We start from the raw sequence: 21,144 nt of genomic DNA on the forward strand, positions 1-21,144 counted from the left end.
GTTACAGAAGGTCGTCCGGAAATTTTGCTGCCAGATGATCGATCAGGGCACGCACGGCCGGAGGAAGGCCGCGCCGGGTCGTGAAAACCAGATGCACAATGCCTTTCTGGCCACGCCATTCCGGCAGGACCCTGACCAATTGGCCGGTTTCAAGGGCCCGCAGGCAGACATGCCAGGGCAGAAGCGCCACCCCGAGACTGGCGATCGCCGCCTCACGGACCGCCGTCATATCCGCGCAACCGAGCCGTGCTTCCTGCCGATGCGTCATCTCCTGGCCATCGGCCGTCTCCAGCCCCCATTCCGCTTCCACGTCTGAATCATTGGTCGCCAGCATAGGCACTTTTGCCAGGTCTTCCGGTTTGCGCACGCTGTTGGCCAGCACCGGGCTCGCGACGAGTATCCGGGTTGAGCTGCCAAGGCTGCGCATGGTCAATTCGGCATCGCTGGCAAGCACGACCCGGACCCGCAGCGCCAGATCGATCCGCTCACCGATCAGATCGACCGGCCGGTCAGTCGCCAGCATTTGCAAGCGGACTTTGGGATGCTGCTGAAGGAAACTGCCGATCAGGCTTGAGATCAACTCGACCATTCCTGTGGGACAGCTGAAGCGAATGAGTCCCTGGGGTTCGGACCGGGCCTGCCTGACAAGTGCCTCGGCCTGCTCGGCTTCCTGCTGAACCGCCTTGCAGCGTTCGTAGAAGGCCTGCCCGATATCGGTCACCCGGAAGCGCCGGCTGGAACGTTCTATAAGACGCAGCCCCAACCGTTCCTCCAGTCGGGCAATGCGCCGGCTGAGCTTGGATTTGGGTTCCCGCAGCGCACGCGCCGCCGCCGCGAACCCGCCATGGCTCACAACTTCGGCAAAGTAGGCGAGATCATTGAGATCAGCTTTCATCGTTCCACCAACAGAACGATACGGCCCGATTTCAGCTACTACAAGAGCCAGCGTTTCAAGTTCATCTTTTTTGCACGCGGCGAGATGGTCTCGGCGGTTAGCAACGGAGGGTACAATGGGCAATTTTGAAAATCAGGTCGTCGTGATCACCGGCGGCACCAGCGGGATCGGTCTTGGAACGGCTAAAGCCTTCGCGGCCCAGGGTGCCGCGGTCTACATCACCGGCAGACGCCAGGAGACACTTGATACCGCCTTGCAGGAGATCGGCGGCAACGTGACCGGCGTGCGCGGGGATATGTCGAACCTCGCTGATCTCGATCGACTCTACGACACGGTCCAGCAGAAGCACGCACAGATCGACGTCCTGTTCGTCAATGCCGGCGGCGGAGAATTCGCGCCCCTCGGCGCGATTACCGAAGACCACTATCAGCGAACGTTCGACACGAATGTAAAAGGGGTCCTCTTCACCGTGCAAAAGGCACTGCCGGTCCTGCGCGATGGCGCATCGATCATTCTGACCTCATCAACCACCGGCACCGCCGGCACGGCAAATTTCAGCGTCTACTCGGCCAGCAAGGCCGCGGTGCGTAATTTCGCGCGCAGCTGGATCCTCGATCTCAAAGACCGCAATATCCGCGTCAATGTCATCAGCCCAGGACTGACGGAAACCACCGGCCTCACCCATCTGTTCGGCGGTGGCGATCAGGCGGAGAGCGTCAAGAATCACTTCGTCGACTCCATTCCCTCCGGCCGGATCGGTCAGCCGGAAGATGTCGCCAATGCAGTGCTCTTCCTCGCCTCCAAAGACTCCGGCTTCATCAACGGGATCGAACTGTTCGTCGATGGCGGCATGAACCAGGTGTGAGATGCGGCGGCAGGCCCGCGAAACTGTGGGGCCTGCCCCTGCCCTCACGGAAGAAGATTCCAATGGCAAAGGCCTGCGGCCTCTTCTTCCTAACGCACACTCAAGATGATTTTCACTCAATGCCATCTTAAGGAGACCCCACAATGAACATCGGAATCTTGGGGGCAGCCACGGTTGGACAGGTTCTCGCACGCCATCTTGCCGCTGCCGGACACAACGTGATGATCGCCAACAGCCGCGGGCCGGAGAGCTTGCGCGACCTGGTGGAGCAGCTCGGGAGCCGTGTCACCGCCGGGCATGTCCCGGAGGCGCTGGACAATCCGGCCGTCATCCTGGGCGTGCCGTGGACAAGGGTGCAGGACGTTCTCACCCCCGAAATCGATTGGGGTGGCCGCGTGCTCATCGACGCGACGAACATCTTCACTAGCTACGCCCCCCATTTCGAAATCGACGATCTGGGCGGGGATTCCGGGAGCGAAATCGTCGCCCGACAGGCACCATCCGCCCGGGTGGTGAAGGCCTTCAACACACTCCCCATCGAAAAGATGTTTGCACCCGTGCCAGCTGACGGCTTGCGCCACGTTCTGTTCGTCGCCGGCGATGACGCCGATGCAATCGCCGTCGTGGAGCGGCTTGTCACCGACATTCGCCTTGCACCCGTTTCGATCGGCGCACTGGCGTCCGGGGGAAGACTGATGCAGCTTGGCGGGGCGTTGAACAACCTGGAGCTTTTTAGAGCGAACACGGCACAGGAATAGATGAGGCGACCGGGTGGCGGTTATTCAGGTGAATACTTTGGCAGACTGCTTCCCACCCAAAGCGCCGGATGACCTATGCGACCGGTGGCGACCCTAAGCAGTCGTAGGGTTTTCTGGATAATTTTCGGCCGGTAAGGCAGCTCCATTCATTGAGCTTTTTCGGCGCGCACCATCAGCCGTTTGATGTGGGCGGCGAAGAACCATGTGGTGGGAATACCCAGGACCAAGCCGCCGGCAATGGATTCATACGGGGTCAGCACACGCCAGCCGAGCCAGCTGAAGATCAATGATGCGAAGAACAGATTGACGGCAGCGGCGCCCGCGCCGAACGGATAGAGTCCTGCCAGCAGCTTCCATCCCGGCCGCGTGCTCACCGCCGGGTCACCAGCCACTGCACCGCCGCCAGAGCAAGCAACAGGGCGACAGATGCGAACAAGAACCAGCCCTCCGCCGTTGCGGTTTGCGGGTTCGGGATCGGGCGCTGGAAGCTTGCAGCATGAGCCTGGAACGGCATCATCAATGCACAGAGAAAGATCAGCGGTCGCATGTCAGGTCTCCTGTATCAGTGAGCGATAAATGTCCGGAAGCGCACGGATCAGGCGCGCGGGGTCGGGCAGCAGGGTGAAGCCGGCGCGGTTGAAAATACGCGCGAACCAGTCCTGACCATCGGCGTCGACGACGATGCCGTAGACCGACTGTCCCTGCATGCGCGCTTCATGGACGGCCATGCGGCTGTCCTCGATGCCGTGCACGCCTTCGTAATGGTCGAGATCGTTCGGCTTGCCGTCGGTGAGGACCAGCAGGAGCTTGCGCGCGGCAGTCTCTCCGGCAAGGTGCGCCGAGATGTGCCGGATGGCTGTGCCAAACCGCGTGTAATGGCCGGGGCGCAGGCTGCCGATCCGCTCGAAAACCCGGGCCGACATTGGTGCGTCGAAACTCTTGCACCGGGTCAGGAAGACACGGTCGCGGCGGAGCGACGAGAAGCCCCAGATACCGAACCGGTCGCCGGCTGCGTCGATGCCGCCTGCCAGCGCCATAAGCGCCTCGCGCGTCGTGTCGATCACCGACCGTTCGCCGATCACAGCCTCGGTTGAACGCGAGCAATCCATCAGCACAGCAACGCAGAGATCGCGTTCGGTGACCCGCAGGCTCTGATAGATCCGGTCGCTGGCCGCGCCCGTCACGCGCAACGAGACCTGAGCCGCGATCAGCGCGTCGAGATCGAGTTCCGCCCCCTCGATCTGACGCGGACGCATGATACGGCGCGGATGCAGTGCCTCGAACTGACGCCGGACGCGGGCAATCAGGTGCTGGTCGACCTTGATGTCGCGAACTGGGTCAGCGGTGGCTTCGGCCTCCAGAACGCGGCAGTGATCGGGCATGTAGGCACGTGCCCGATGGTTCCATTCGGGATAGGTATGGTGATCGGCCAGTCGTTCGTGGTCGGCATCCTGCGGCGCAAGGTCGAGATGCAGGCGGAGCCTCGTTGCAGCCCGCTTGTGGTTCTGCGACAGGGTGATGTGATCCTGATCCTCCGCCGCTTTCTGTGCATTGTCCTGATCGTCATCATCGACCGAGCGGTTGAGGTTCATGCTCTCGACCCAACTCAGGATCGCCTCGAACCGATGGATGATGAAACTGTCCTTGCGATCGGCCTGCTCGCGCTCCTCGCGCTTGCCGATTTTTCGCGTCGTTGTCGCTAGTCCCGGCGGGGCTGTGCCCAGATCCTGCTCGGCGGCGGCATTGCCCGGCGCGGCGCGTTCCAGCCGGAGCCAGATTGGCACATGGGCGGGTGATACATAGCCGCGGTGCGCTGTTGCGGCTCCGGATCGGGCCTGACGCATCAGCTCAGCCGCCGGACCAGAAAGCGGTGCCTGATCGCCGAGACACCGGCGTGTCAGCTTTTCCAACGCGATCTCGGTCCGGTGTGAGGCATGCGACGTGCGGGTCTCGAGCACATGAGTGCGCAGTACCTTGAACGGCTGGGTCAGTCCGGGGCAAGCGGCAAGCGTGCGCGCCGTCGCCGTCTCCATGGCCAGAAGATGTGCCAGATCCACGGAAAGCAGATCGGCTGACGGCTCGGGAGAGATCAGCCCGTCACTACTGGCTGCCATGGCCGCCAGCCACAAATAGGCGACCCGGTTGAGGTCAGGCGTCGGGAACGCATCCATAAGCGGGGGCAGCCGCAAACGCTCACCATCGAAGCTGGCCAGATATTCCAGCTGCCGCCCGTCACCGATTGTGCGCATGACGCCGCGCCGGTGCGTGGCCGCTGTCGCGGGCGCGGCACCGATTTCGACACCGCCCGCCCCGCCCAACGCCCTAAACAGAACCGCCAGAGAGGCCCGCATCGTCTCCAGCGGCACGGCACTCTCGTCATAGCCCTCGGGCGCAGCCATGCGGCTGGCCCAGTCATGCCAGAGATTGCCGACCGTCTCTTCGGGCTCCATCAGATCCAGCGGGCTGATCATCGCGTGGCTCCCCTGTCAGCCGTAGACCACGGCGATCAGATCGCGCAGGGCCTGCTGGATATCCGGCTCGTCGGTCAGCGGCTCGATCACCGCAGCCTCAAGCGCCCGTTCGAGTGACATCCCGCCCGCAATCAGAGTCGCGGCGTAGATCAGCAGACGGGTCGATGCGCCCTCCTCCAGATCCATGCCCGACAGCGCCCGGATATGACCGGCCAGCCGCACCAGCGGCGCGACACGGCTTTCATCGAGGCCGCTTTCGCAAGCCACAACGGCCGTCTCGGTCGCCGCATCCGGAAAGTCGAAACCGATCGACAGAAAGCGCTGTCTCGTTGACGGTTTCAGTCGCTTCAGGATGTTCTGGTAGCCGGGGTTGTAGCTCGCCACCAGCATGAAGCCGGGCGGCGCTGTCAGCTCTTCCCCGGTGCGGTCGATCATCAGCGTGCGCCGGCTGTCCGTCAGCGGATGCAGTACCACGGTCACGTCCTTGCGCGCCTCGACAATCTCGTCGAGATAGCAGATCGCGCCCTCTCGCACCGCCCGCGTCAGCGGTCCGTCGATCCATTCGGTCTCCCCGCCACGAAGCAGGTAGCGGCCGATCAGATCGGCAGCGGAGAGATCGTCATGACAGGCCACGGTGTAAAGCGGGCGCCCTAATCTGGCCGCCATATGCTCCACGAACCGCGTCTTGCCGCAGCCGGTCGGCCCCTTCAGAAGAAGGGGAAGACCATTGGCGTGGGCCGTTTCGAACAACGTGCACTCATTGCCGACGGGCCGGTAGAACGGGACGGGCTGGGTGCCCGTCAAACCTCTCGTATGCGCGTTCATGCCTTGCCGCTTTCAGGGATAACGGCTTCACCGGGCTCGACGACTTCCCGCTGTGGCACAAGCTGGCTGTATAGGAAGAGCAGAGCGCCCAGCACAACGGCAACACCGGCACCGAAGCGCATGAGATAGAAGATCTCGAGCGTGTCCTGCACATCCATGTAGTAGTCGCCGACCACCCGCTGCATATGCGTCTGAATGGTCCCGGCGAAGGTCAGAACAAAGGTCATGAATGCCATGCCCCCAGTCATCAGCCAGAAACTGACCATGTTCAGCACCTGATTATACGGCGAGCGGCCCAGCAAAACCGGCATGGCATAGGTGAACATCGCCAGGTTCAGGGCGACATAGGCGCCATAGAAGGACAGATGCCCGTGCGCTGCCGTCACCTGCGTGCCGTGGGTGTAGTAATTGACGCCGTGCAGGGTGTGCAGGAAGCCCCAGACACCAGCGCCGAAGAAGGCAACCGTCGCCGAGCCGAGCGACCACAAGAGCGCCGCCTTGTTCGGATGATTGCGCCGCCCTTTCCAGACCATCAGGAAGGCGAAGCTCATCATGGCGAAGAACGGCACCACCTCGAAGGTCGAGAAGATCGAGCCGACCCACTGCCAGTATTCCGGAAGACCGATCCAGTAGAAATGGTGGCCGGTGCCGAGAATACCCGAGAACAGCGCCGTGGCGACAATGACGTAGAGCCATTTCTCGATCACTTCGCGATCGACGCCGGTCAGCTTCAGCATCAGGAAGGCGAGGATCGACGCCATCACCAGCTCCCAGGTGCCTTCGACCCAGAGATGAACGATGAACCACCAGTACATCTTGTCGAGGCTGAGGTTGGACGGGTTTATGAAGGCAAAGATCCATAACAAGGACAGCAGCCAAAGCCCGGTCAGAAGGACGTTGGTGATCGCCGTCCGGCGTCCGGCCAGAACGGTCAGCGAGATGTTGATGAGGAAGATCACCGCCGCCACCAGAATGCCGAACTTGACCCAGAGCGGCTGCTCCAGGAATTCGCGCCCGCCATGGATGCCGACGAGATAGCTCGCGACCGCGCCAAGCGTGCCGACGACGAGAATGATCAGCTGCAGATAAGCCAGCTTGACCGAATAGATCTCCCGCTCGCTTTCTTCCGGAACAAGATAGTAGGCGGCGCCGAAGAAGCCCAGCAGCAGCCAGACGATCAGCGCGTTGGTGTGGATCATGCGGATGATGTTGAACGGCAGCAGCTCGGACAATGTGTTCGGAGACACATAGATCCAGCCGGCCAGCAGGCCGCCCAGCACCTGAATGGCAAACAGCCCCATCGCAACGATGAAGTAGGCGTAGGCCACTTTTTGTGATGCGTATTTCATGAATTTTTCTCCCTCAACCCGCGTCGTTCGGTGGCCAGTTCTGGGTGTCGGTCTGATCGGCCCAGCGGAGGAATTCGGCCAGCCCGCGCATTTCTTCCTCGGTGATTTCGAAGTGCGGCATCTGCCGCCGGCCGGGTGTTCCGGAAGGCTGTGCCTTCATCCATGCATCGAGGATCTCGAAGGCCCCTTCGGGATCATCGAGCACGCCCCAGCGGGTCATCACATTGCCGACTTCGGGTGCGAAATAGGCGCCTTCACCGTGCAGCGTGTGACAGTTGATGCAGCTGTGCTGTTCCCAGACTTCCTTGCCGAGTTTGACTGCGTCGGTCAGAGGCATGCCAGCCGTGGATGTTTCAACGACATAGCGATGACTGTGGAAGGTCATGACCACGAACACGGCTATGAAGAACAGGGATCCTCCATAAAAAATGTTCCTGGCCCGCGATTTTGTAAGGATCTCTGACATTGTGCCGGACCTGATCACTGTTGCGGATCAGGCAAAATACCGGGAGCCGGACAGGGCAATGTTGTCGCAGCGCAAAGAACTTGACGATTTTCCGTGTCAGAACGGGATCGCACAGGATCGGTGATTGCGTGTCGTGATCACATAACGATCATGGGCTTGGGGGCACGGGCTGGGAGCTTTGCGTTTCAGGGGCAATATTGTCATGACATCGCCTGACATTGACGATCCCGACTTACCTCTGCCACGCTGTTCAAGGAATGGCCCGAAACGCCGGCTGTGTTCATAAGGTATCGGATGTTGTGCTTCGGCTGCCCCATTGCGCCATTTCACACGATTGTCGACGCCTGCGCGGAATACAAACTGGATGAAGAGGCGTTTCGGGCGGAGCTGCGCGAAGCGGCTGGCCTGTAACCGGAAACTACGAGCCCGTGACGCCGCTCAGCAAAACCAGGCGATGCGGGTCCGTCACGACAATATGACGCCGCGTGCTCTCCACAATCCCCTGTTTCTGCCAGGCACTGAGCAGCCGGCTGACCGTATGAAGTGTCGTGCCTGTCATCTCCGAGATATTCTGCCGGGTGATGGGGAAGGCTATTTCAATGCCGTTCTCGACCTTCCGGCCGGACTGGTTGACCATTCTGAGAAGGGCCGCGGCCAAACGCTGTTCCACGGCCTGCGTCGCCAGCTCCATCAACTGGGAATGCAATTCCCCCATGCGCTCGCCCACGACCTTGTAGGTTTCGGTCGCGAAGCCGTCATATTTCGTTGTGAACTCGGCCCACAGACGGACCGGCCATGACAAGGCGATCGTCTCCGCCGCTGCAATTGCCGTCGCGGGATAGGTATCGCGCCCGAGGGCCGGGGCAATGCCGAAAAGCTGCCCCGGAGCGATATGCATCGCGATGATGTGCTCTCCTCCGGGAGTGGATTTCACAACCCGGATATAGCCGTCCAGCAGCAGGTAAAAGTGCGCGGCATGCATGCCCTCGGAAAAGACCGCTGCGCCTTCTTCCACCCGTCTGGAGACGGCCTGGTCAAGGATTTCACGGATTTGTGCGCGCTCAAGCTGTCGGAACGGAGGAAGCCCGACGAGAAGGCTTTCGTCTAATTTATTCAAAACCCGTCCCGAAGTTTGTTGCAGCACAAAGAGCCTTTCGCCGCACTAAAGCATAACGCTGTCAGGCAAAAATACCGAAAACAAAGAACGGAATTTTCGATGTTCAGCAAAATAGTAATGGCGACCGCAGCTCTTGCCATGATGGCGGGATCCGCTTTTGCAGAAACCTACGAAGTCAAGATGCTCAACAAGGGCGAAGCTGGCTCCATGGTCTTCGAGCCTGACTTTGTTGCCGCCCAGCCGGGAGACACCATTCACTTCGTTGCGACCGACAAGGGGCATAACGTGGAATCGATCAAGGGAATGCTTCCGGCCGGGGTCGAAGATTTCAAGAGCAAGATGAACAAGGATTTCGATCTCGTCGTTAAGACCGAAGGTCTTTACGGACTCAAATGCACCCCTCACTACGGGATGGGGATGGTTGCCCTGATCCAGGTCGGCAAGGCCGCGAACCTTGACGACGTGCTGGCTGTCAAACAGCGGGGCAAGGCCAAGAAACGGTTTGATGCCGCCTTCGCCCAGGTCAAGTGATCCGGACCTCGAACTGACCGGTCCTGAGAGGGCGATGCCACGCATGTGCATCGCCCTTTTGTCATTTTCAGCGTGGAAGCCACAGAGATGACCAACGAGACACGGATACCCGGCCGTGAACTGGCACTATTCAGCTATGGATTTCGGCCATTTTTCCTGTCCGCAGCCATTTTCGCGGGCATTGCGATCTTTTGCTGGATGCTGTTGCTGGACGGAGCGCACGATCTTGCAGGGCCCTTTACGCCCACCGACTGGCATATCCATGAAATGCTGTTCGGATATACATCGGCAGTCATCGCCGGGTTCCTGTTTACGGCAATTCCGAACTGGACCGGACGCTCCCCAAAGCGCGGCTGGCCATTGGCCTTCCTGCTTATCCTGTGGCTTGCCGGCAGGCTGGCCTGCGGCGGGGCCTTCGGAATGGATCAGGTTGGCGTCATGCTTGTCGATCTGGCGTTCCTGGCTGTCATCGTCGCCACGACCATCATGGAGATCGTTGCCGGCCGGAACTGGCGCAATCTGATGGTCGTGATCCCGGTGCTCCTTCTGCTGGGCGCCAATCTGGTCTTTCATCTCGAGGTCCGGTTTTTCGGAGCCTCGGACATTGGCCGGCGGCTGGGGATCAGTGTCATCGTCTTTCTGATTACGCTGATTGGCGGCCGGATCATCCCGAGCTTTACCCGGAACTGGCTGGTCAAGCGCAACAGCAGCAAGCTTCCCGCCCCGTTCAACCGGCTCGATGCGGTTTGCCTGCTTACCGGTGCGGGCGCTCTGCTCGGCTGGTCATTCTTCCCGGAGGGCCCGGTCACAGCGGGAGCAATGCTGGGCGCGGCCGGATTGCAGGGCGTGCGCCTGAGCCGGTGGCAGGGGGCAAGAACCTGGAGGTCGCCACTGCTTGTCATGCTGCATATTGCCTATGCCTTCGTGCCGCTCGGGCTGGTTGCCGCCGGGGCCGCTTCGGCCGGCTGGCTCCCTCCCGCGGCCGGGGCTCATCTGCTCGGCATCGGTGCCATAGGCGGAATGACAATAGCAGTCATGATCAGGGCCTCTCTCGGACATACCGGCCGCACGCTCGAGGCGGGGGCCCTTTTGACCGGTGCCGCGGGCATGATTTTCTGCGCGGCCCTTGTCCGGGCGTGCTTTCCTGAGATTCATGTCGGAGGAATGTCCGGGCTCTGGATCGCCGCAAGCCTCTGGATCGCGGGCTTTACGATCTTCACGCTGAAGATCGGGCCTTATCTGACCAGCACCAGCCGGAAGCCGACATAATCCGCAGGCAGGCCGGCGGCACAACCGCCGACCTTCGGATCGCGGACCAGATCGATAACAATCGCCCGGTGTTTTCCCTCTGCGATATGAGCGCCGCAATATTCCTGCTGCGTCTCGGGTTTCGCTCCGTCAGCGGTCAGATAGGTGTTGGCCACACAGGTGTTGGTCCACTCCCAGACATTGCCGGCGAGGTCGGACAGGCCATGAGAGTTCTCGCCAAAAGCCCCGCGCGGCCTGAGTTCTGTTTCAGAGTCGCCGCGGGCCGCGACATTACGGGCATAGGCTTCCAGCCAGCGCTGCGCCGGGTCGTCCTTCGCTTCCTCGACGATCGCTTCCTCGACAAACCGCTCGGCTGCGGCGCGTTGCCATTCCCTGTCATCGGGAAGCCGCCACTCGAGGCCCGTCTGGCGTGAGAACCAGGCGGCATATGCCGTTGCATCGTACCAGTTGACCTCGGTTTGAGGCATTTCCGCACTTGTCGGGCTGCCGCCCCGGGAAACGACCGAAGCCTTGCAGGCACCGTCGGCGACGCAGGCCGCATATTCGGCGCGGCTGACCTGGAATTTCATGATCTCAAGCGGCGTTTCCGCCTCATGCCGTTCCAGCGGGGCTTCAACGAGCTTGCCGTAATATCGATAATTCCCGGCGGGCCGGTATGTGTACGGACCTGGCTCGATCACGACGGTCTCGGGCAGTTCGGTGATCGCGGGCGCAGACATATGCCAGCCGATCATTGCAGCGGCGGATACGGTGAAAGCAAGAGCGGAGAGCGTCAGGGAGCGCATTTCGGTATCCCTCGACAAGGCGAAAAGGGGCAGCTGTTTCCAGCCGCCCCTCGTTCAAGATGCATGATCAGACCGAACTCAGGGCAGCGCCGTCCTGCCTTCGTGAGCAGCATTGTATTCCGTCGGAGGAACAACCTGTTCCATCAGGTCGTTGTTCCACTTGCCTTCGACGAGGACATGGGCTGTCGCGCCAAGGTTCACGGCTTCGATCAAATTGTGGTTCACGTATGCATAGACACCCGGTTGCAGGAATTCATAGAGCGCAGCGCCTGCCGAGCCGCCCCGGATGAACCATGTTTCCAGATCCCGGTCGGGACGGTTGTTGAACTTGCCCTGCTCCCAGACCAGATCCCCATGCCCGCCGATAAGGTGAGGCCGGCTGTCCCGGTTGGCCTGACTATGGACGAACAGAACCCGCTCGCCCTGGATCGCCGTCAGCGCATTCTCGCCAGTGAGGGCGCCGACCTTGCCGTTGAACACGACATGGCTCGGGATCAGGCCGTTCATCACCTCAAGAGTATCGGAATAACTGTCGCCGACATCTGCGAAGCGCTTGTAGTCGCCGTTTTCGTCTTTCGGGACGTAGAAATCATTCTCGCCGATATAATAGACGCGGTCGTAGCTGACCGGTTTGTCGTTATGATCCGTCAAGCCCTTGCGCGGCAGTACCATGACCGCGCCCGACATGCCGGAGACAACATGCCACGGGATCATCGGGCCGCCCGGGGCGCAGTGATAGACAAACGTGCCAGGCCGCGTCGCCTTCCAGCGCAGGGTTGTCTTTTCACCCGGATTGACCAGCGTCAGCGAGCCACCCCCCAGCGCACCGGTCGCGGAGTGAAAATCGATATTGTGCTGCATCATGTTGTTCGGGCTGTTGTACAGCGTGAGTTCAACGTAATCGCCCTCATGAACCACCATCATCGGGCCGGGAACAGACCCGTTGAATGTCATCGCCTGCAGATAGGCATCGTCGGCGATCTGCATCTCTTTCTCGACGATCTGCATTTCGAACTCGACGATACGCGGCTCGGCGGGTGCGATTTGCTCATGCGGATGCACGAAAGGCGGTCTTACGAGCTTGTGCTTGATGCGTTTGAGAGAGGACAAATCCGCCGGCGGGGCCATCGATGTGTCCATGATTTCCTCGCCCTGTGCGGCTTTAACCATCAGGGGCGTTGCGGCAAGGCCTGCGGCACCAATCAATGCGGCTCTACGCGTCAACATCGCTTTTTCCTTTCGAGCTGAAACACTGTTCAAGGAAGATTTAGCGATGAGCTCGAAGCCGTACGTTGAGCCAGAACAATGTGGACTGTTTTTCGTAACCAGTATGAGGGCCACTGATAAGACGCACCTTAATCGCCAATCTGAAATCGCTCTTCAGCGGTTTCCCCGATGCGCCTCATATTTAAGAATACGAGACCTCAAGTTCAGGACCCGTAAACGGGATTCCCAAACAGACAGAACTGCCCCCTCCAAATGTTGGGAAGCATGCCCAGCCAACACTTCTGGCTTTCTGGCGCCCGATTGGCGCACCTTCTACAGCCCGACGTAACAGCAACACTGTCGAGTACTCCCTTAACCACCCAACCCAGGACAATTAGGCCGTTGCTATGATGACGGCCGCCAAGGAGGGCTTAGTATTAGTACTATCCTCGATTTCTCTTGTAGGCCTGCTGCTGTCCTCGCCCCGCTGCCAATAACCGCTTTCACCCTTCCAAAACCACCATCAACATTCATACGTATGAATGCGCTTCATAATCTTCATCCGACAACAGATCCACCGTCCGGACCGGTGGGATTGGCCAGAGGTCGGCGCCTGGCTGTTCGTTCCAGTGCTGGTGGTTCAGAACCTGTCCGGCCCTCCGCGCCTCAGAAACCAGGTCGAGATTGATTTCGGCGAAGAGCAGCATGTCCTCGTCGAACCGGCCCTCGGCGACGATCCCGGTTTCGGGAAAGCCGATATCGGGCGGGCCATAAACACCCGCCGCACCGCGATTGATATCGACCGAGGGCGACCATGGCGCCTTGCCGACGGTCGGGCTGACCACGGCGTAGCACTGGTTTTCCAGTGCCCGGGCCATGGCGCCGACGCGGACCCGGCCATGGCCACGCAAGGTGTCGGTGCAGCTCGGGATCAGGATCAGCTCCGCCCCGGCCTCAACCATGGTCCGGACCAGCAGCGGGAACTCGCAGTCGTAGCAGATGGCAACGCCGATACAGCCGAGATCGGTCTCGAAAACCGACAGACCGTCACCGCCGCCGATCGCCCATTCCTCGCGCTCGAAACGGGTCATGATGATCTTGTCCTGGTGCCCGTGCCGGCCGTTCGGCGCGAACAGGCGCGCCCGGTTCACCGGCAACTCCCGCTCCGGCACGCGTACCGGCAGGGACGCGGCGAGGATATGCAGGCCGTGTTTCGCGGCGAGCTCCAGATGCAGGGCATCGACTTTCGGCGCCAACTCGTCGAGCGCGCCAATCTGGCCCTGCAGATCCGCCTCGACCTCGGCGCCGAAGAGCGAGGCCAGTTCCATCGCGCCATATTCCGGGAACATCAGCAGGGATGCCCCGCCCCCGGCTGCTTCTTCCGCCTTCGCGGCAAGGCGATTGGCATAATCGTCGAAGCTCTTTGGCCGGCCGATGGCGTATTGGGCGGAGGCGACGGTGAATTTCCGTACCCGGCGTCTCAAAGCTCCCGCACCCAGAACTGCATCAGCTTCTCGCTCTGTGCGTCTTCGTTAATGTCTTTCCAGCTGAAGCCCGTCGTCAGCCCCTCGACGCGCCGGTAGCCAAGCCGCTCCCACACCGCCTCCACCGGGCGGGCTGCATGGTCCCGGAGCGGATGATCGGCGGGCCTCACCACGCCGCAGAACGTCTCCCAGCGAAAACCACCGAGACGCCTTGCATGCTCACGGCGGCGTTCCAGGAACTCCCGGTAGAGGCCACGGCCCCGATATTCCGGCAGCGTGACCGTTTCCGCGCCATAGAACACTTCGGCCGGGTCGAACCCGTATTCGCTGAACGGGCCGATCAATTCCTCATGCTCGGACAACAGCGGCATTCCCGTGGAAACACCGATGACGGCATCGCCATCCTTCGCCGCGACGATGATCGCCCCCTCCGCCTCGGCCAGCTTGGCGATGTACCAGCGCTCGAAATCGACTGTCCCATCATAGAGATAGGGCCATTCGCGGAACACGGTGATGCGCAGCGCCGCGACCTGCTCAACCGCGTCCTCATAGCCCGGCGCACCGGGGGTCAGGACGGACAGCGCGATACTCATGCCGTCTTCCCGGTCACCTGCGCAATCCAGTCTTCAAGATTATAGTAGGTGGTCACCCGGGAGATCTTGCCGTCCGCGATGTCGAGGAAGGTGCCGGCGGGAAGCCGGTAGGTCTGCCCCGTCGCGGGCGGCAGCCCCTCGTCATCTGCAAGATAGGTGCCGCTCACCGTGAATTCGGCGGCGGCCCGGCGGCCATCGGCCGACGCCATGATGACGATGTCCGACAATTGCTCCCGATAGCAGCGGGACATATGGGCGCAGAATTCCCCGAACAGGGCCTTGCCCAGCCGGCGTGGCCCCTGATTGACGTCATGCGCCACATCTTCGGAGAGACAGGCGAGCATTTCCGGCACATCGGCGGCATTGAAAGCATCGTAATAACGCTGCACGAGGGCTTCGGCGACGGACTGGCTGCTGGCGGACATGGCGATAACCTCGACCTTTCGATGAACGGATGCGGCGACCCGGCTCAAGGTATGCAGCCCCTCGCCGCCTGAATCAATGGCTGCCAGTCTAGGAATGCACGGTCCGATGCGATCCCCCGGGAGCGACACTATTTTCGCAACGGCGACGGCGCCGCTTGACCGGCCTCCTCCCCGGCTCTATCTGTTGCGCCGATCAGGCGGTTGGATGGCCGCTGGCGGCGCAAGCTGCTGGAGGAAAGTCCGGGCTCCACGGAGACACGGTGCCGGGTAACGCCCGGCGGGGGCGACCCTAGGGAAAGTGCCACAGAAAGCAAACCGCCCGTCCGCTTCGGCCGACGGGTAAGGGTGAAAGGGTGCGGTAAGAGCGCACCGCGCGGACGGCAACGGACGCGGCACGGTAAACCCCACCGGGAGCAAGACCAAATAGGGATGGCCGGTCGCGCCGCAAGGTGGCGGCAGGTGAGTTTTCGCATCGTCATCCGGGTAGGTCGCGCGAGGCGGTCGGTAACGACCGTCCCAGAGGAATGGCCATACAGGCATCTTCGGATGCTGGACAGAACCCGGCTTATAGACCGCCTGATCCTTCTTCCCAGATTGGCATTTATTGCACTTTGAACCCGCATAGCGCGTTTTCGCACAATGCGAGCAAGTCAAAGGCATCGAGAACAAATCGCGAACATTTGAGTTTTCCCGCGATTCCAAGTCGCCTGAAGCATGTGCATTAACCAAAAGGCCACTGCTCATCCGCGAGTTCTGAAGCTTTGTTTTGAATTAGTTCGAAAACCTCAGAAAAACCCCGGAATTGAGCCGTTTTCCCATTTCATTCCCATTGCACTCCACTTTGTCCCATGGTATCCCATGTAATCCCATACGGGACCGTACCAGACCCATGCCTGCTCCATTGCGGCAGGTCTCACGGACCGGAAAGGCAGGCGCCAGACCAATGGAGGGTCCGGTGTCTTTCGGGGAGAAGCGGCAGTCCAGCGGGTGGGGTGCCGGTCGAGAACGGGGGAAGTCGTGGCAGTTTTTCTGTCCACATTCGCGAACAAGGTTGACCGGAAGGGGCGCGTGTCCGTTCCGGCATCGTTTCGCAGCGTTCTCGAGCGGCAGGCTTCCTCTGGCCTGATCCTCTACCCGTCCTTCAAACATCCCTGCATCGACGGCTGCGGCGACGAGCGTATTCAGGAAATGGTCGACTCCATCGACCGGCTCGACGCCTTCTCCGAAGAAGCGGAAGACCTCCAGACAATCCTGGCCGACGCGCGGCAACTCACCATCGACGGCGATGGTCGGGTGATGATGCCGCAGGACCTGCTCGACTATGCGGGCGTCTCCGACACCGTCATGTTCGTTGGCCTCGGCAAGAGCTTCCAGCTCTGGCAGCCGGACGCCTACGAGGCGCACCGGACCGAAAAACGTCAGCGGGCCCGCGACCGGGGTATCACTTTGCCCATGGTCGGGCGCGGGAGAGACACGTGAGTGGCGCGGTCCATATCCCGGTCCTGCGCGACGAGGTTGTCGGCGCCCTGAACATCGCCTCCGGCAAAACCTTCCTCGACGGCACTTTCGGCGCCGGCGGCTACACGACCGCAATCCTGGAAGCCGCCGATTGCCGCGTGGTGGCGATTGACCGCGATCCGGACGCCATCCGGCGTGGCGCCGCGCTGAAAGAGCGCTTCGGCGACCGGCTGATGCTGCTTGAGGGCCGGTTCGGCGACATGGACACGCTGGTGCGCGAAGCCGGCATCGAAACTGTTGACGGCATCGCCCTCGATATCGGCGTCTCCTCGCCGCAGATCGACGAGGCCGAGCGCGGCTTTTCCTTCCGCGAGGACGGCCCGCTCGACATGCGGATGGAGCAGTCCGGCCCGAGCGCGGCCGACGTCGTGAATAACGAGACCGAAGAGAATCTCGCGAACCTGATTTACCGACTTGGCGAAGAGCGGCTTTCCCGCCGTGTCGCCAAAGCCATCGTCCTGGCACGGACAGGCAGCGCCATCCTGCGGACATCCCAGCTTGCTGAGATCGTCCGCGGGGTGGTGCCGCGCACCCGGAACAAGGGCCGCGAGGGCATCGACCCCGCCACCCGGACCTTCCAGGCGCTGCGCATCCATGTGAATGACGAGCTGGGCGAACTCGATCGCGGCCTTGAGGCTGCCGAGCGGCTGCTGCATCCGGGCGGACGCCTTGCCATCGTGTCGTTCCACAGCCTGGAAGACCGCCGGGTAAAGAATTTCATCCGGACCCGCGCCGGCAAGACCGCGCGGCCGTCCCGTCATGTTCCGGAAACCGGCCAGACCGGCCCGGCACCGTCCTTCCTTGAAATCACCCGCAAGCCGATCGGCCCCGGCGAGGATGAAGAAAAGCGTAACCCGCGCGCCCGGTCCGCCCGGCTGCGCGTTGCCGAACGCACCGATGCTCCGGCCTGGGACCGGGAGGCAGCATGATGCGGCGCTCCATGACCCTCTGGCTGCTGCTCGCCACCTGCGCCGGGATCACGCTCTTCCTCATCAAGCATGAGGTACAGGATCGTGAAGACCGGCTGAACGCGTTGCACCAGGAAATCCTGGCCGACCAGGAAGCCATCCAGGTCCTGAACGCGGAATGGAGCTACCTGAACCGGCCGGACCGGCTGGAGCACCTGATCCGCGAATTCAGCGAACACCATATCGCCAACCGTCTGCAGCTGACCTCCCTCGACATGCTGCCGCAGCTCCTGAGCGAACCGGGCGAATTGTCCGACGCCAACATTGGCGGCAACGGCATCATCCTGCCGATGATCCGACCGATCTCGATCAAAGCGGGAGCGCAGTGATGACCCACACACGGCTCGACACCACGGATATTCCGGCCCCGGAAAAAACCATGAAGCTTGAGGGCAACGGCAAGCAGGCCCTTGAACAGGGCCGCACCCGTCTGCTGATCGCCGGCTCCGTCTTCGCTCTGGCCTTCTCCGTGATTGCCGCGCGGGTAATCGACGTTTCCGTGTTCGAGCGGGCGGAAGAGCCCCGGCTCGCCGAAGAGCGCGGCACCCTGACCCACAAGACCGGGCGGGCCGACATCGTGGACCGCAACGGCATGCTGCTGGCGACCACGCTGAACGTGCCGTCCCTCTATGCCGATCCGAAATACATCATGGATCCGGCGGAATCGGCGGCAAAGCTCCGCACGGTTCTGCCTGAACTGGACCACACCGACCTGGTCGCAAAGTTTTCCGACAACAAACGCTTCACCTGGATCAAGCGGAACCTGACGCCGCGCCAGCAATATGCAGTCAACAAGCTCGGCATTCCCGGCCTGTATTTCCAGAACGAGTCAAAGCGGATCTATCCGCAAGGCCGGCTGACCGCCCATATCGTCGGCCGCGCCGGCTTTGACGATGTCGGATTGTCCGGCATCGAGAAGAGCTTCGATTCAATGCTGCGCGACGGCTCAGATCCGCTGCGTCTCTCCATCGATGTCCGGATTCAGCATATTCTGCGCGAGGAGCTGAAGACCCAGATCGACGCCTTCGACGGCATCGGTGCCGCCGGCATCGTGATGGACGTCAACAGCTCCGAGATCGTCGCCATGGTCTCGCTGCCGGATTTCGACCCGAACCGCCGGGACAAGATTTCCAGCGATGCGGTGTTCAACCGGGCCACGCTCGGCGTTTACGAGATGGGCTCGACCTTCAAGATCTTTAACACCGCCATGGCTCTCGATTACGGCACCACGACGCTGCATAACGGCTATGACGCCAGCAAGCCGATCCGGGTCGCCCGCTTCACCATCAACGACGACCACGCCAAGAACCGCTGGCTGTCGGTGCCCGAGATCTTCATGTACTCGTCCAATATCGGCTCCGTGAAAATGGCCATGGATGTCGGCGGCGAGCGCCAGCAGGCCTTCATGAAGAAGCTCGGCTTCCTCGACTCCTCCGCCATCGAGCTGCCGGAGCGCGGTCACCCGCTGGTGCCGAATCCCTGGCGCCCGATCAACACCATGACGATCTCCTTTGGACATGGCATCGCGGTCAGCCCGATCCAGCTGGCCAACGGCGTGTCCAGCATCGTCAATGGCGGCGTTCGCCATCCGGCGACGCTGCTCCGCCGCGACAGCACGGAACTGCTGGTCGGCGAACGGGTGATCTCCGAGAAAACCTCCCATGCCATGCGCCGCCTGCTCCGGCTGGTCGTCGAAAAAGGCACCGGCCGGAACGCCAATGCCAAAGGGTATCTGGTCGGCGGCAAGACCGGCACGGCGGAAAAGCCGGGTCGTGGCGGCGGTTATCGTCACAAGGCACTGCTTTCCTCTTTTGTCGCCGCCTTCCCGGTGAACGACCCGCGTTATGTCGTGCTGGCCATGGTGGACGAGCCGAAAGGCAATAAAAGCTCCTACGGATACGCCACGGGCGGCTGGGTTGCCGCGCCTGCCGTGAAACGCATCGTCGAACGCGCCGCCCCATTCCTGAATGTGACGCCCGTGGACGAAGAAGCGCCTGAAATTCGCCGCGCTTTGATGGTGAAGATCCCCCCAACCAAAGGGAAAAAGGCACTTGCGTCTTTCTGAGCTGATAAATGGCGACCTGATCCGCCACGACCCACGCACCGCGGCCCTGCTGGCTTCGGGCGCGCTGGAGCGTGACGTCTCGGGCCTGACCGCCGACAGCCGCCAGGTTCAGCCCGGCTATCTGTTCGCCGCACTCAGCGGCAGTACGCTCGATGGCCGCAGGTTTATCGGCGATGCGGTGCGCCGTGGCGCCGTCGCCGTGCTGGCGGAAGACGGCATTGACGCCGGCGAAGAGGCTATTGCCGTCATTGCCGACGATAACCCGCGCCTGCGTCTCGCCCTTATGGCAGCCCGTTTCTATGGCAAGCAGCCGGGCACCGTCGCCGCCATCACCGGCACCAGCGGCAAAACCTCCACAGCCGAATTCACCCGCCGCATCTGGGCCGCGCTCGGCAAGAAAAGCGCCAGCCTCGGCACACTCGGCATCACCACCGACGACGGCACGGACGGTCCCGGCCTGACCACACCGGACCCGGTGCAACTGCATGCGGCCCTCGCCGGTCTCGTGGATCGCGGCATCGATCATCTGGCCATGGAAGCCTCCAGTCACGGGCTCGACCAGTTCCGCCTCGACGGCGTGAAGGTCGGCATCGCGGCTTTCCTCAATCTCAGCCACGAGCATCTCGACTATCACAAGGACATGGCCTCCTATCTGAAGGCGAAGGCCGGTCTTTTCGAGCGGGTCTTGCAGGCGGACGGCACGGTTATCCTGAATGCGGATGCGCCGCAAAGCGCCGGGATCGCGGACATTGCGACCAAACGCGGTCTCAGGACCATCCGCTTCGGCACCGCCCCGGACGCCAATCTCCGGCTGATCCGGCGCGAGCCGACAGCCACCGGCCAGCACCTGACCATCGCGTTCGCCGATCAGGAGCGCACGGTTGAGCTGCCGCTGATCGGCGCCTTCCAGGCCATGAATGCCCTGGCCGCAAGCGCCATCGTCATCGCCTCCGGTGTCGATGCCGCAAAGGTCTTCGACTGCCTGCCCGCCCTCGCCGGCGTGCGCGGGCGTCTGGAATTTGCCGTCCGGCATCCGAACGGCGCGCCTATTTTCGTCGATTACGCCCACAAGGCCGAGGCGCTGGAAACCGTGCTGACGGCAGTCCGCCCCCATGTCACCGGTGCGTTGCATGTGGTGTTCGGTTGTGGCGGCGACCGGGACAAGGGCAAACGTCCGATCATGGGCCGGACCGCCGCCGACCTGGCCGATCACGTCTATGTCACGGACGACAATCCGCGGACGGAAGACCCGCGCACAATCCGCGCCGAAATCATGGCCGCCTGCCCCGGCGCCACCGAAATCGGCGACCGGGCAATGGCCATTTCAACCGCCATCAAGGCCCTGCAACCCGGCGATGCCCTGATCATCGCGGGCAAGGGCCACGAAACCTATCAGATCGTCGGAACCGAAACCCGGCCCTTCGACGACAGAGACGCCGCGCGCGCCGTCGTATCAGCTCTCCTGGGGGAAGTTCGATGACCGCTTCGCTTTGGACATCGGACGAGTTGGTCAAGGCGACGCGCGGCAACCTTCACGGGCCCGCCTTCGAGATC

22 protein-coding genes and 1 other RNA gene are annotated in these 21,144 nt (G+C 61.8%); 10 read left to right on the top strand and 13 right to left on the bottom strand.

The features are described from left to right. Position 1 precedes the first annotated feature (1 nt). Entirely contained in the window at positions 2–895 is an 894-nt protein-coding gene (locus AAC126_RS12095) for a LysR family transcriptional regulator (protein ID WP_339853672.1), read from the bottom strand. A 115-nt stretch (positions 896–1,010) separates the two neighbouring features. Between AAC126_RS12095 and AAC126_RS12100 the strand changes: the two genes are divergently transcribed. Both AAC126_RS12100 and AAC126_RS12105 read left to right on the top strand, forming a co-directional pair. Next, a complete protein-coding gene (locus tag AAC126_RS12100) occupies positions 1,011–1,760 on the top strand; it encodes a glucose 1-dehydrogenase (RefSeq protein ID WP_339853674.1) in 750 nt (249 codons plus the stop codon). 143 nt (positions 1,761–1,903) lie between these two features. Next, positions 1,904–2,518: an NAD(P)-binding domain-containing protein gene (locus AAC126_RS12105; protein ID WP_339853676.1), complete on the top strand. Its 615-nt coding sequence runs from the start codon at positions 1,904–1,906 to the stop codon at positions 2,516–2,518. 146 nt (positions 2,519–2,664) lie between these two features. On the opposite strand, the gene AAC126_RS12110 is transcribed toward AAC126_RS12105, so the two are convergent. From AAC126_RS12110 to AAC126_RS12140, 7 genes are all read right to left on the bottom strand, one after another. Continuing rightward, positions 2,665–2,892, bottom strand: a complete 228-nt coding sequence (locus AAC126_RS12110) for a hypothetical protein (RefSeq protein WP_339853679.1) — start codon at positions 2,890–2,892, stop codon at positions 2,665–2,667. Beyond that, positions 2,889–3,065, bottom strand: a complete 177-nt coding sequence (locus AAC126_RS12115; RefSeq protein WP_339853681.1) for a hypothetical protein — start codon at positions 3,063–3,065, stop codon at positions 2,889–2,891. Before AAC126_RS12115 ends, AAC126_RS12110 begins: the two co-directional genes overlap by 4 nt. Before the next feature lies 1 nt (position 3,066). Then, positions 3,067–4,989, bottom strand: coding sequence for a VWA domain-containing protein (locus tag AAC126_RS12120; protein WP_339853683.1), 1,923 nt, complete (start codon positions 4,987–4,989; stop codon positions 3,067–3,069). 15 nt (positions 4,990–5,004) lie between these two features. Further along, positions 5,005–5,814, bottom strand: coding sequence for a CbbQ/NirQ/NorQ/GpvN family protein (locus AAC126_RS12125; RefSeq protein WP_339853685.1), 810 nt, complete (start codon positions 5,812–5,814; stop codon positions 5,005–5,007). Then, positions 5,811–7,163, bottom strand: coding sequence for a cbb3-type cytochrome c oxidase subunit I (locus AAC126_RS12130; RefSeq protein ID WP_339853687.1), 1,353 nt, complete (start codon positions 7,161–7,163; stop codon positions 5,811–5,813). Before AAC126_RS12130 ends, AAC126_RS12125 begins: the two co-directional genes overlap by 4 nt. 13 nt (positions 7,164–7,176) lie before the next feature. Next, entirely contained in the window at positions 7,177–7,629 is a 453-nt protein-coding gene (locus AAC126_RS12135) for a cytochrome c (protein ID WP_339853689.1), read from the bottom strand. Positions 7,630–8,047: 418 nt separating this feature from the next. Then, positions 8,048–8,746 carry a Crp/Fnr family transcriptional regulator gene (locus AAC126_RS12140; protein WP_339853691.1) on the bottom strand — a complete coding sequence of 233 codons (699 nt, stop codon included), beginning with the start codon at positions 8,744–8,746 and terminating at the stop codon, positions 8,048–8,050. Positions 8,747–8,845: 99 nt separating this feature from the next. Here AAC126_RS12140 and AAC126_RS12145 point away from each other — a divergent pair, with 99 nt between their 5' ends. Together AAC126_RS12145 and AAC126_RS12150 are read left to right on the top strand one after the other, a co-directional pair. After that, positions 8,846–9,277, top strand: coding sequence for a pseudoazurin (locus AAC126_RS12145; protein ID WP_339853693.1), 432 nt, complete (start codon positions 8,846–8,848; stop codon positions 9,275–9,277). Positions 9,278–9,364: 87 nt separating this feature from the next. After that, a complete protein-coding gene (locus tag AAC126_RS12150) occupies positions 9,365–10,546 on the top strand; it encodes an NnrS family protein (RefSeq protein WP_339853695.1) in 1,182 nt (393 codons plus the stop codon). On the opposite strand, the gene AAC126_RS12155 is transcribed toward AAC126_RS12150, so the two are convergent. From AAC126_RS12155 to AAC126_RS12175, 5 genes are all read right to left on the bottom strand, one after another. Continuing rightward, positions 10,513–11,331, bottom strand: a complete 819-nt coding sequence (locus AAC126_RS12155) for an SUMF1/EgtB/PvdO family nonheme iron enzyme (protein ID WP_339853697.1) — start codon at positions 11,329–11,331, stop codon at positions 10,513–10,515. The genes AAC126_RS12150 and AAC126_RS12155 overlap by 34 nt on opposite strands. 78 nt (positions 11,332–11,409) lie before the next feature. Next, positions 11,410–12,558 carry a copper-containing nitrite reductase gene (gene nirK / locus AAC126_RS12160; RefSeq protein WP_339853699.1) on the bottom strand — a complete coding sequence of 383 codons (1,149 nt, stop codon included), beginning with the start codon at positions 12,556–12,558 and terminating at the stop codon, positions 11,410–11,412. A 509-nt stretch (positions 12,559–13,067) separates the two neighbouring features. After that, a complete protein-coding gene (locus tag AAC126_RS12165) occupies positions 13,068–14,021 on the bottom strand; it encodes a carbon-nitrogen hydrolase family protein (RefSeq protein WP_339853701.1) in 954 nt (317 codons plus the stop codon). Beyond that, entirely contained in the window at positions 14,018–14,614 is a 597-nt protein-coding gene (locus AAC126_RS12170; protein ID WP_339853703.1) for a GNAT family N-acetyltransferase, read from the bottom strand. Before AAC126_RS12170 ends, AAC126_RS12165 begins: the two co-directional genes overlap by 4 nt. After that, complete coding sequence (locus AAC126_RS12175; protein ID WP_339853713.1) at positions 14,611–15,039, bottom strand: ketosteroid isomerase-related protein; 429 nt, start codon at positions 15,037–15,039, stop codon at positions 14,611–14,613. Before AAC126_RS12175 ends, AAC126_RS12170 begins: the two co-directional genes overlap by 4 nt. Positions 15,040–15,232: 193 nt before the next feature. Between AAC126_RS12175 and rnpB the strand changes: the two genes are divergently transcribed. The 6 genes from rnpB to AAC126_RS12205 all read left to right on the top strand — a co-directional run bounded on the left by rnpB (position 15,233) and on the right by AAC126_RS12205 (position 21,070). After that, an RNA gene (gene rnpB, locus AAC126_RS12180) (RNase P RNA component class A) lies at positions 15,233–15,623 on the top strand. Between the two features lie 433 nt (positions 15,624–16,056). Beyond that, positions 16,057–16,518, top strand: a complete 462-nt coding sequence (mraZ, locus tag AAC126_RS12185; RefSeq protein WP_339853704.1) for a division/cell wall cluster transcriptional repressor MraZ — start codon at positions 16,057–16,059, stop codon at positions 16,516–16,518. Continuing rightward, positions 16,515–17,486, top strand: a complete 972-nt coding sequence (gene rsmH / locus AAC126_RS12190) for a 16S rRNA (cytosine(1402)-N(4))-methyltransferase RsmH (protein ID WP_339853706.1) — start codon at positions 16,515–16,517, stop codon at positions 17,484–17,486. Before mraZ ends, rsmH begins: the two co-directional genes overlap by 4 nt. After that, the gene (locus AAC126_RS12195) at positions 17,483–17,854 is read left to right on the top strand and encodes a hypothetical protein (RefSeq protein ID WP_339853708.1); all 372 of its coding nucleotides are present in this window, start codon (positions 17,483–17,485) and stop codon (positions 17,852–17,854) included. The genes rsmH and AAC126_RS12195 overlap by 4 nt, the downstream gene beginning before the upstream one ends. Beyond that, the gene (locus AAC126_RS12200; protein ID WP_339853710.1) at positions 17,854–19,590 is read left to right on the top strand and encodes a penicillin-binding protein 2; all 1,737 of its coding nucleotides are present in this window, start codon (positions 17,854–17,856) and stop codon (positions 19,588–19,590) included. Before AAC126_RS12195 ends, AAC126_RS12200 begins: the two co-directional genes overlap by 1 nt. Beyond that, positions 19,577–21,070 carry a UDP-N-acetylmuramoyl-L-alanyl-D-glutamate--2,6-diaminopimelate ligase gene (locus AAC126_RS12205; RefSeq protein ID WP_339853712.1) on the top strand — a complete coding sequence of 498 codons (1,494 nt, stop codon included), beginning with the start codon at positions 19,577–19,579 and terminating at the stop codon, positions 21,068–21,070. Before AAC126_RS12200 ends, AAC126_RS12205 begins: the two co-directional genes overlap by 14 nt. The last annotated feature ends 74 nt before the right edge of the window (positions 21,071–21,144 follow it).

The sequence above is a fragment of the uncultured Nisaea sp. genome (assembly GCF_963974195.1).
Taxonomy (GTDB): Bacteria; Pseudomonadota; Alphaproteobacteria; order Thalassobaculales; family Thalassobaculaceae; genus Nisaea.